The following is a 9,091-nucleotide window of genomic DNA, read 5'->3' on the forward strand; positions in this document are numbered from 1 at the left end:
TAAAAGGGAAGTCACTCGGCAAATTAATTACCAGTTAGCAGGCAAGAAAGAGAGATCAATAGATAATTTCCTAATGCTTTCAAATCCCTGCATAGATTCCTGTTTAATATGAATTAATTGAACAGTGCTTTTAATTCTAAAGTAGACTCATTATTATTGCAGCCATAATTGGCGTTTTTTAAAGCAAGGAAACAACAAAAATATGTTGAACACTGAGCTTGTGAAAGTTAAGAACCTCAGCTTCTCACGCGGTGACCGCGTTATCTTTGATGACATCAGTTTAGAGGTGCCTCAAGGCAAGATAACCGCCATCATGGGGCCGTCTGGGATCGGCAAAACGACTTTACTGCGTTTGATCGGTGGGCAACTGCCGCCAGATGAAGGCGAAGTTTGGTTTGATGGTGACAATATCCCTGCATTATCACGTCGAAAGCTATATCAAGCACGTAAGAAAATGAGCATGCTATTCCAATCGGGTGCGCTTTTTACGGATCTCAATGTCTTTGATAATGTGGCGTTTCCGCTGCGAGAGCACACTGAACTTAATGAAAAATTCATTCGTACCATCGTATTACTTAAGCTTGAAGCGGTAGGATTACGAGGGGCTGCGCAATTAATGCCGAGTGAGTTGTCCGGCGGTATGGCGAGACGAGCAGCGTTAGCTCGTGCGATCGCACTGGATCCAGAACTTATCATGTACGATGAGCCGTTTGTTGGCCAAGATCCCATCACCATGGGCGTATTGGTTGAATTGATACGAAATCTCAATCAAGCCTTGGGCTTAACCTCGATTGTTGTTTCTCACGATGTGCCAGAGGTGATGAGTATTGCTGATTGGGTTTACCTCATGGCAGATAGCAAGATTATTGCCGCTGGAACACCTGATGAGTTGTACAACAATAGCGATCCGAGAGTGCAGCAATTTTTGCAAGGCGAAGCCGATGGTCCAGTACCATTTAGATTCCCTGCGAAGAGCTTAGAAAAGGATTTGTTTTAATATGATTGTTAAAACTATTGCGGGTGTCGGTAAGCGTACACTTGCGAGCTGTGAGTCATTTGGTCGAGCAAGCCTGATGTTATTTGGGGCTTTGTTTGGCATCCCGCGACTAAAAAACTTCCCCTTATTAGTAAAACAACTTTATAGCGTTGGCGTTCAGTCATTGGCTATTATTTTAGTTTCGGGTCTGTTTATCGGCATGGTGCTCAGCCTGCAGGGCTATGTCGTGTTAATTGACTACGGCGCTGAGGGAAACCTTGGTCAAATGGTCGCGCTTTCACTGTTGCGTGAGTTGGGGCCTGTGGTGACTGCGTTATTATTTGCAGGTCGAGCCGGTTCAGCACTCACGGCAGAGATTGGGTTAATGAAGGCAACAGAGCAGATCTCAAGCCTTGAGATGATGGCCGTTGACCCTCTTAAACGCATTATTGCACCACGTCTTTGGGCCGGGCTTATCTCAATGCCATTGCTTGCTATGATTTTTATGGCGGTAGGTATTTGGGGCGGTCAACTGGTTGGTGTTGATTGGAAAGGCATTGATCACGGCAGCTTCTGGTCTGCGATGCAGTCTTCAGTAGAACTTGGCCGAGATATTGGTAACAGCATGATCAAATGTATGGTCTTCGCTATCACCGTAACTTGGATCGCACTTTTCAATGGTTATGACGCAGTACCGACTTCAGAAGGTATCAGTCAGGCAACCACACGCACTGTAGTGCACTCTTCTCTAGCGGTACTAGGGCTAGATTTTGTTCTTACCGCATTGATGTTTGGGAATTAATCATGCAACAAACTCGAAAATTAGAATTATGGGTCGGCACCTTTGTTATTGCCGGAATTTGCGCAATCTTAATCATGATCTTTCAAGTCGCTGACGTAAAAGGCATAGGTTCGAACCATACTTACAATCTAAAAGCGACCTTTGACAACATTGGCAGCCTAAAAGTTCGTTCTCCAGTGAAAGTGGGTGGCGTCGTTGTTGGACGAGTTAAAAGCATTGAGCTTGATACCGAGAGCTACCTTCCTGTCGTTGAACTGTCTATTGACGGGAAGTACTCACAATTTCCAGATACCTCTAGTGCTCAAATTTTAACATCTGGCTTAATTGGTGAGCAGTACATTAGTCTGGTTCCAGGCTTCATTTTTGATGATGAAGAGATGTTGGTCGATGGTGATTCAATTGAAGACACTAAGTCAGCATTGGTACTAGAAGATTTGATTGGCCAAGTGCTGTATAGCGTTGGTGGTTCTAATGACAGCGAAGCTAAGGAATAAGATAATGTTGAAAACTATTAGTTATTTAAAAGCTATTGGTTACTTGAAATCAATGTTTATGGCGGCAATGGCGTTGCTTATTTCTACCCAAGCCTTTGCTGCAGAATCGATTGACCGTACTCAGCCTTACCAGATGATGACTCAAGTTGCCGAAGTGGCATTTGAGCGTTTGAAGAGTGAACAAGACAACATCCACCAAGATCCAGAGTTATTGAAGGTCATCGTGGAAGAAGAGTTGATGCCTTATGTGAATGCACAATATGCAGCTCTTAAGTTACTTGGACCAAACTTGAAAGGCGCGGATAGAAAAGACGTGGGCGTGTTTATCGATTCATTCCGTAAATACCTTGTTTCTTCTTATGCCCAAGTGCTGACTCAATACACAGATCAGACGATTGAATTTGGTCCAGAACCAAAAATCAAAGCGGATAGCCGCATTACCAGTATCAAGGTCGACATCATCGATACGCCGCGACCAAACATTAAGCTTGAATTTAAGCTTCGCAAAGACAAGAAATCTGGCGAGTGGAAAGCATTTGATATGGTTGCCGAAGGTATTAGCTTGTTGTCGAGCAAGCAATCGGAGTGGAATACTAAGATTCGTCAAGAAGGCATCTTACAAGTTGCAGACGAACTAGAGAAATTAGCCGCACAACCGATTCGTTTTGAGAGTAACAAATAATGAGCCATTCTCAATGGCAAGCACTAAGCTCTAAAGAGTATCAACTGTTCGGTGATTTAGACCGAGACAGTGTCCCTGCAATCTGGCGTATATTGGAAAAGTGGCAAACGACGGAATCGAGCGTTGAAATTGACCTTAGCCATATAAACCGAGTCGATTCAGCAGGAATGGTGATGCTAATTCACTTATTAGAGCATGCAAAAAATCAAAACTGTCATATAATGCTCAGTTTCGTGCCAGAACAATTACGAACGTTGTTCCAATTGAGCAATATCCAGCCAATGATGGCAGAACACATAAAAAATTAGGCAGGAGCTATTTGTGGACAGCACAAAAGTACAAGAATTATTAGCAGAAGCACTGAACCTTCAGGAAATTTTCGTGAAAGGGGAAGGCAGTCATTACGAAGTTGTTGCGGTTGATCCATGTTTTGACGGCATGAATCGAGTTAAGAAGCAGCAACTAATCTACGGCCCACTAATGGAATACATTCAACGCAATGACATCCATGCTCTTTCTATTAAGGCTTTCACGCCGGAAGAGTGGGAACGTGATAAGAAACTGATGTCACTTTAAGGTTTATGATGGAAAAGTTTCGAGTTATTGGATCGGATAAGCCGCTAAGCGGTGAAGTGACGATCTCAGGCGCAAAAAATGCAGCGCTACCTATCTTATTTGCTTCAATTCTTGCTGAAGAGCCAGTGGAAGTAAGTAACGTTCCTCACCTACGTGACATCGATACTACGATGGAACTGCTTAAGCGTTTAGGCGCAAAAGTATCGCGTAATGGTAGTGTTCATGTTGATGGCAGCGAAATTAATGAATTTTGTGCGCCTTACGATTTAGTGAAAACAATGCGTGCTTCTATCTGGGCTTTAGGTCCTCTAGTCGCTCGTTTTGGTGAAGGCCAAGTGTCACTTCCAGGCGGTTGTGCAATTGGTGCTCGACCTGTTGATCTGCATATCCACGGCCTAGAGCAACTAGGTGCGACCATTAAGTTGGAAGATGGTTATGTGAAAGCAAGTGTTGATGGCCGTCTGAAAGGCGCGCACATCGTGATGGATAAAGTAAGTGTGGGTGCCACCATTACTATCATGTGTGCAGCAACGCTAGCGGAAGGAACAACAGTACTCGATAACTCAGCGCGTGAGCCTGAGATTGTTGATACGGCTGACTTCCTAAACAAACTGGGTGCTAAAATTTCTGGCGCAGGTACAGATACGATTACTATCGAAGGCGTTGAACGTCTTGGTGGTGGCCAACACTCTGTGGTTGCTGACCGTATTGAAACAGGTACTTTCCTGGTTGCTGCTGCTGTTTCTGGCGGTAAAGTGGTTTGTCGCAACACCAACGCTCATCTTCTTGAAGCTGCCTTAGCGAAGCTTGAAGAAGCGGGTGCGAAGGTTGAAACGGGCGAAGACTGGATCAGTCTTGATATGACGGGTCGTGAACTGAAAGCGGTGAAAATCGTAACGGCACCTCACCCTGGTTTCCCAACCGACATGCAAGCACAGTTTACTCTGCTTAACATGATGGCGAAGGGCAGTGGTGTTATCACTGAGACTATCTTTGAAAACCGTTTTATGCACATTCCTGAGTTACAGCGAATGGGTGCAAAAGCGGAAATCGAAGGTAACACGGCTATCTGTGGTGAAACGGAAAAACTGAGCGGCGCTCAAGTAATGGCAACGGACCTTCGCGCATCTGCGAGCCTTGTTATTGCTGGCTGTATTGCTCAAGGTGAAACCATCGTTGACCGTATTTATCACATCGATCGTGGCTACGATAAGATTGAAGATAAATTGTCAGCCTTAGGCGCAAACATTACACGATTTAGTGAGTCGAACTAACCTAGGTTAGTGGATTCATGAATCAGTAAGATGAAAACATAAAAGTCGGAACCTTGGTTTCGGCTTTTTTATAGTTGTATTTACCGCGAGTAAATCTATTGCTCATTTTTGCGCGAATAGATGAATCAACTTGGCGGTCGGTGAGGAACAAAATGATAGCAATATTACGTATTTTCGCAGTGGCGATATTTGCGATTCTTATGTTTGTATTTGGTTGTGGTTACTGCCTATTAAGTCCACGCAACCCGAAACACGTATTTACCTTTGGCCGTTATTTCGGTCGCATGTCGAAGATCTTCGGCATGAAGTTAGAGCTTCGCATCCCAGCAGATGCCTACTCTCGCGGCCAACATGTTTATGTGGCGAACCACCAAAACAGCTGGGATCTATTCACGATTTCATCAGCGGTAACGCCAAAAGTGGTAACTGTTGGTAAGAAAAGCCTAGTGTGGATGCCTCTATTTGGTCAGCTTTACTGGTTGACGGGTAACATCCTAATTGACCGTGCTAACCGTAGCAAAGCGGTAGGTACGATTGATCAGGTCGTGACGAGTCTAAAAGAGAGCGATGTTTCAGTTTGGATGTTCCCTGAAGGCACTCGTTCTCGTGGCCGTGGTCTGCTGCCATTCAAAACAGGTGCATTCCATGCTGCGATTGGTGCTGGCTTGCCTATCATCCCTATCGTGTGTAGCTCAACCGGTGGCGTGAAGCTAAACCGTTGGAACAATGGTCACGTGATTGTTGAAATGCTGCCACCAATCAGCACTGAAGGCTACGACAAGTCTAATGTTCGTGAACTGGCTAACCTAGCTCGTGAGCAGATGGCTGCGAAACTTGAAGAGTTAGACAAAGAAGTGGTTGAGCTTAATAAAAAGTAATTATCTAAGCGAAACGATGAACAATAAAAAAGGTTGCCAACTGGGCAACCTTTTTTTGTATCTAATAAACACCCAGTATTACGCTAAGTCGTTTATTAGAAGGTGTTTAATCTAAAGATTAAAACCTATTTGCGAACCGCAATAGCTTCGATCTCGATACCTACATCTTTTGGCAGACGAGCTACTTCAACACATGAACGTGCAGGGTAGTTTGCAACGCCGTGCTCATCGAAGAATTTACCGTAAACTTCGTTTACTGTGCCGAAGTCGTTTAGGTCTTTAACGAATACCGTTAGTTTTACGATGTCTTTTACAGTCAGGCCTGAAGCTTCAACAACCGCTTGAACGTTGTCTAGAGATTGGCGAGCTTGCTCTGCGATATCAGCAGATACTTCACCAGTTGCTGGATTTACTGGGATTTGACCAGAAGTCAGTACCATGTTGCCAAGGTCAACGCCTTGTACGTATGGGCCGATTGCAGCTGGAGCAGATTCTGTGTGAAGTACTTTAGTCATTGGTTTATTCCATCAGTTATTAGATAAAAATCAATTTTCAGTGTGCCTTCAAACTTTGGATAGGTAAAGCGCAAAATACCCCGCACAGGCGAGGTATTTGATAGTTTTTACATTCGCTCTTCTTTGCAGTATGACGTTATCTTTCTGTTACGATCTCGCGAGAGAAGACTTTTTCGCAATACTTACACTTCAATCGAATATCTTCTTTCTTTTCAAAGATCTTAAAGCTACTTTCAACCGGTTCATTGTGAGTAATACAGTTGGTGTTTGGACACTCGAACACATCGTTGATTTGCTCAGGAAGTTCTAGTGGTAGTTTCTTAACCACTTCGTAATCTTCGATTTGATTCACTGTTGCGTGAGGCGCATAAAGTGCCAGCTTGCTCGCCTGTTCTTCTGTGATAAACACATTCTCAATCTTGAGCAGGTCTTTTCCGCCTAGTGCAGAAGACGGTAGATTCAGGCCAATCGTCACGCGCTGATGAGAATTGTGCATGTCGAACAGTTTTAGAACCTTGATCCCGATATTGGCTGGGATATGGTCGATAACAGTACCGTTTCTGATTGCTTCAACTTTTAATTGAGTCTCTTTAGACATTATATCTCTCCTCTACAGCGTTTCGTTAAGAACAAGGGCTAGCAATGCTTCACGGGCGTAAACACCATTCTCTGCTTGCTGGAAGTAGTAAGCGTAAGGTGTTTTATCGACATCGACAGTAATTTCATCAACGCGAGGAAGAGGGTGCAGAACCTTCAGGTTATCGCGTGCATTTTCCAGCATCGAAGCGGTCAGGATGTATGCGGATTTTATGTGCGCGTATTCTGACTCATCGAAGCGCTCTTTTTGAACTCGAGTCATGTACAAGACATCGAGCTCAGGAATCACATCTTCCATGTCCGTCAATAGTTGGTACTTGATGCCCGCTTCATCAAGCTCTTCGCAAATGTAGTCTGGCATCGCTAGAGCTTCTGGAGCCACGAAGTAGAAACAGATGTTGTCGAACTTCGCTAGTGCTTGAGTCAATGAGTGAACCGTACGGCCGTACTTAAGGTCACCAACGAATGCAACGTTTAGGTTGTCGAGGCGGCCTTGTGTCTCAGCGATAGAGAATAGGTCTAGTAACGTTTGTGTTGGGTGTTGGTTTGCGCCGTCACCTGCGTTAATAACAGGTACACCGTTTGAGAACTCAGAAGCCAGACGCGCTGCGCCTTCTTGAGGGTGACGCATCACGTAAGCGTCAACGTATGAAGAGATAACCTGTACCGAGTCCGCTAGCGTTTCGCCTTTCTTTGCCAAAGAAGTGTTACCACCACTGTCGAAACCAATCACATCACCACCGATGCGTTGAATCGCAGTTTCAAAAGAGAGACGAGTTCGCGTAGAAGGTTCGAAGAAGCAGCTGGCAACAACTTTGTTCTTGATGAGTTCTGGGTTTGGCTCAGCCTTTAGCTGACCTGCCGTTTGAACAATTAATTCTAGCTCTTCACGAGAAAGCTCTGGAATTGAGATGATGTGCTTTTGATAGAGCGAATTCGCCATGATCTTCTTCCCCACAATAATGTATTGGCCATAAAAAAGCCCCCCATAATGGGAGGCTTTAAAAAAGTGCTGAAAAGCAGAATAGACGGCCTGGTAAGCATCTTAGCTTACGAGCAATATTTGGTGTTTTCACAATATTACTATGTGTTTTCACAATATCATTATGTTTTATCACAACATTGCTTGGCGTCATTTTCACTACTCTCAGACAAATTGCCGAGAATTATACGCTTTCAATTTGTGAGCGCAAGCGATTACATCAAGCTTTTGTTTACTTTCAGTATTCGCTATTGACCCAGTGTCGCAACCATCACCGCTTTGATGGTATGCATGCGATTCTCAGCTTCATCAAACACAATTGAGTAATCCGATTCAAAGACTTCATCAGTAACTTCTAAACCGTTCATTCCATACTTATCTGCGACTTGCTGGCCGATCACGGTTTCATTGTTATGGAAAGCGGGTAGGCAGTGCATGAATTTCACTTGAGGATTGCCAGTGAGCTTAATGACATCCATATTCACTTGGTAAGGCGTCATAACAGCAACACGTTCGTCCCAAGCTTCTGGCGCCTCGCCCATCGAAACCCAAACATCGGTGTAAAGGAAATCACAGCCTTTTACGCCTTCAGCAACGTCTTCTGTCAGCGTGATTTTGGCACCTGTACTTTGCGCGATAGCTTGGCACTCTTCAACGAGCTGCTCTTCCGGCCAAAAAGCTTTTGGAGCGACAAGGCGAATATCCATGCCCATCTTCGCCGCACCGACTAACAGAGAGTTACCCATGTTATTGCGTGCATCGCCTAGATAAGCAAAGCTTATTTGGTGCAGATGTTTTCCGCGGCCATGCTCAAGCATAGTGAGGAAATCAGCCAAAATCTGAGTAGGGTGGAACTCATCGGTTAAGCCATTCCAAACAGGCACGCCCGCATAAGCGCCTAGGTCTTCAACAATACTCTGGCCAAAACCACGATATTCGATGCCATCGTACATACGTCCCAATACACGAGCCGTATCTTTCATTGATTCTTTTTGACCAATCTGAGAACCAGAAGGGCCAAGGTAAGAGACTTGAGCACCTTGATCAAAGGCGGCTACTTCAAAAGCACATCGAGTTCGAGTTGATGCTTTTTCAAAGATCAAAGCGATGTTTTTACCGTTAAGCTTTTTCTGCTCTGTTCCTGCATACTTAGCTTTTTTTAGATCAGCAGACAGATCGAGTAAAAACTGAATCTCTTTAGGAGTAAAGTCGAGAAGTTTTAGAAAGTTACGATTGCGAAGATTAAAGGCCATCTCTCGCTCCTTGCGAATATAGAATCAATGAAGAACTCAGTTAAACATAAAAATGCTATATT

General features: G+C 44.3%; 12 protein-coding genes. 8 read left to right on the forward strand and 4 right to left on the reverse strand.

Going from position 1 to position 9,091, the window contains the following annotated elements; genetic code table 11:
- The first annotated feature begins 202 nt into the window (after nt 1–202).
- The 8 genes from mlaF to AB4517_RS19195 all read left to right on the forward strand — a co-directional run bounded on the left by mlaF (nt 203) and on the right by AB4517_RS19195 (nt 5,682).
- Nucleotides 203–997: a phospholipid ABC transporter ATP-binding protein MlaF gene (gene mlaF / locus AB4517_RS19160; protein WP_017058919.1), complete on the forward strand. Its 795-nt coding sequence runs from the start codon at nt 203–205 to the stop codon at nt 995–997.
- Between the two features lies 1 nt (nt 998).
- Nucleotides 999–1,778, forward strand: a complete 780-nt coding sequence (gene mlaE, locus AB4517_RS19165) for a lipid asymmetry maintenance ABC transporter permease subunit MlaE (protein ID WP_017058920.1) — start codon at nt 999–1,001, stop codon at nt 1,776–1,778.
- 2 nt (nt 1,779–1,780) lie between these two features.
- Nucleotides 1,781–2,272, forward strand: a complete 492-nt coding sequence (gene mlaD / locus AB4517_RS19170; RefSeq protein WP_017058921.1) for an outer membrane lipid asymmetry maintenance protein MlaD — start codon at nt 1,781–1,783, stop codon at nt 2,270–2,272.
- 52 nt (nt 2,273–2,324) lie between these two features.
- Complete coding sequence (locus AB4517_RS19175) at nt 2,325–2,954, forward strand: phospholipid-binding protein MlaC (RefSeq protein ID WP_120459707.1); 630 nt, start codon at nt 2,325–2,327, stop codon at nt 2,952–2,954.
- Nucleotides 2,954–3,262 (forward strand): lipid asymmetry maintenance protein MlaB, encoded by a 309-nt coding sequence (locus AB4517_RS19180; protein ID WP_017058923.1) that lies wholly within the window; start codon nt 2,954–2,956, stop codon nt 3,260–3,262. The genes AB4517_RS19175 and AB4517_RS19180 overlap by 1 nt, the downstream gene beginning before the upstream one ends.
- A 13-nt stretch (nt 3,263–3,275) precedes the next feature.
- Nucleotides 3,276–3,530 carry a BolA family iron metabolism protein IbaG gene (gene ibaG, locus AB4517_RS19185; RefSeq protein ID WP_017058924.1) on the forward strand — a complete coding sequence of 85 codons (255 nt, stop codon included), beginning with the start codon at nt 3,276–3,278 and terminating at the stop codon, nt 3,528–3,530.
- Between the two features lie 8 nt (nt 3,531–3,538).
- On the forward strand, nt 3,539–4,804 hold the full coding sequence (murA, locus tag AB4517_RS19190; RefSeq protein ID WP_017058925.1) for a UDP-N-acetylglucosamine 1-carboxyvinyltransferase: 1,266 nt from the start codon (nt 3,539–3,541) through the stop codon (nt 4,802–4,804).
- A gap of 152 nt (nt 4,805–4,956) precedes the next feature.
- Nucleotides 4,957–5,682 carry a 1-acylglycerol-3-phosphate O-acyltransferase gene (locus AB4517_RS19195; protein WP_372149223.1) on the forward strand — a complete coding sequence of 242 codons (726 nt, stop codon included), beginning with the start codon at nt 4,957–4,959 and terminating at the stop codon, nt 5,680–5,682.
- A 125-nt stretch (nt 5,683–5,807) separates the two neighbouring features.
- Here the strand turns inward: AB4517_RS19195 and AB4517_RS19200 are convergent, their stop codons facing one another.
- The 4 genes from AB4517_RS19200 to AB4517_RS19215 all read right to left on the reverse strand — a co-directional run bounded on the left by AB4517_RS19200 (nt 5,808) and on the right by AB4517_RS19215 (nt 9,029).
- Nucleotides 5,808–6,197 (reverse strand): RidA family protein, encoded by a 390-nt coding sequence (locus tag AB4517_RS19200; protein ID WP_004735319.1) that lies wholly within the window; start codon nt 6,195–6,197, stop codon nt 5,808–5,810.
- 136 nt (nt 6,198–6,333) lie between these two features.
- Nucleotides 6,334–6,795 (reverse strand): aspartate carbamoyltransferase regulatory subunit, encoded by a 462-nt coding sequence (gene pyrI / locus AB4517_RS19205; RefSeq protein ID WP_017058927.1) that lies wholly within the window; start codon nt 6,793–6,795, stop codon nt 6,334–6,336.
- Between the two features lie 12 nt (nt 6,796–6,807).
- The gene (pyrB, locus tag AB4517_RS19210) at nt 6,808–7,737 is read right to left on the reverse strand and encodes an aspartate carbamoyltransferase (RefSeq protein WP_012604860.1); all 930 of its coding nucleotides are present in this window, start codon (nt 7,735–7,737) and stop codon (nt 6,808–6,810) included.
- 287 nt (nt 7,738–8,024) lie between these two features.
- The gene (locus AB4517_RS19215; RefSeq protein ID WP_019821479.1) at nt 8,025–9,029 is read right to left on the reverse strand and encodes an ornithine carbamoyltransferase; all 1,005 of its coding nucleotides are present in this window, start codon (nt 9,027–9,029) and stop codon (nt 8,025–8,027) included.
- Between the last annotated feature and the right edge of the window lie 62 nt (nt 9,030–9,091).

Origin of the sequence: Vibrio sp. 10N.222.52.C3 (genome assembly GCF_041474195.1) — a bacterium.
GTDB lineage: Bacteria > Pseudomonadota > Gammaproteobacteria > Enterobacterales > Vibrionaceae > Vibrio > Vibrio crassostreae_C.

What these genes read in the sequence shown, in the direction of transcription:
- mlaF (WP_017058919.1), top strand. Translation starts at nt 203, where the DNA reads ATGTTGAACACTGAGCTTGTGAAAGTTAAGAACCTCAGCTTCTCACGC.
- mlaE (WP_017058920.1), top strand. Translation starts at nt 999, where the DNA reads ATGATTGTTAAAACTATTGCGGGTGTCGGTAAGCGTACACTTGCGAGC.
- mlaD (WP_017058921.1), top strand. Translation starts at nt 1,781, where the DNA reads ATGCAACAAACTCGAAAATTAGAATTATGGGTCGGCACCTTTGTTATT.
- AB4517_RS19175 (WP_120459707.1), top strand. Translation starts at nt 2,325, where the DNA reads ATGTTTATGGCGGCAATGGCGTTGCTTATTTCTACCCAAGCCTTTGCT.
- AB4517_RS19180 (WP_017058923.1), top strand. Translation starts at nt 2,954, where the DNA reads ATGAGCCATTCTCAATGGCAAGCACTAAGCTCTAAAGAGTATCAACTG.
- murA (WP_017058925.1), top strand. Translation starts at nt 3,539, where the DNA reads ATGGAAAAGTTTCGAGTTATTGGATCGGATAAGCCGCTAAGCGGTGAA.
- AB4517_RS19195 (WP_372149223.1), top strand. Translation starts at nt 4,957, where the DNA reads ATGATAGCAATATTACGTATTTTCGCAGTGGCGATATTTGCGATTCTT.
- AB4517_RS19200 (WP_004735319.1), bottom strand. Translation starts at nt 6,197, where the DNA reads ATGACTAAAGTACTTCACACAGAATCTGCTCCAGCTGCAATCGGCCCA.
- pyrI (WP_017058927.1), bottom strand. Translation starts at nt 6,795, where the DNA reads ATGTCTAAAGAGACTCAATTAAAAGTTGAAGCAATCAGAAACGGTACT.
- pyrB (WP_012604860.1), bottom strand. Translation starts at nt 7,737, where the DNA reads ATGGCGAATTCGCTCTATCAAAAGCACATCATCTCAATTCCAGAGCTT.
- AB4517_RS19215 (WP_019821479.1), bottom strand. Translation starts at nt 9,029, where the DNA reads ATGGCCTTTAATCTTCGCAATCGTAACTTTCTAAAACTTCTCGACTTT.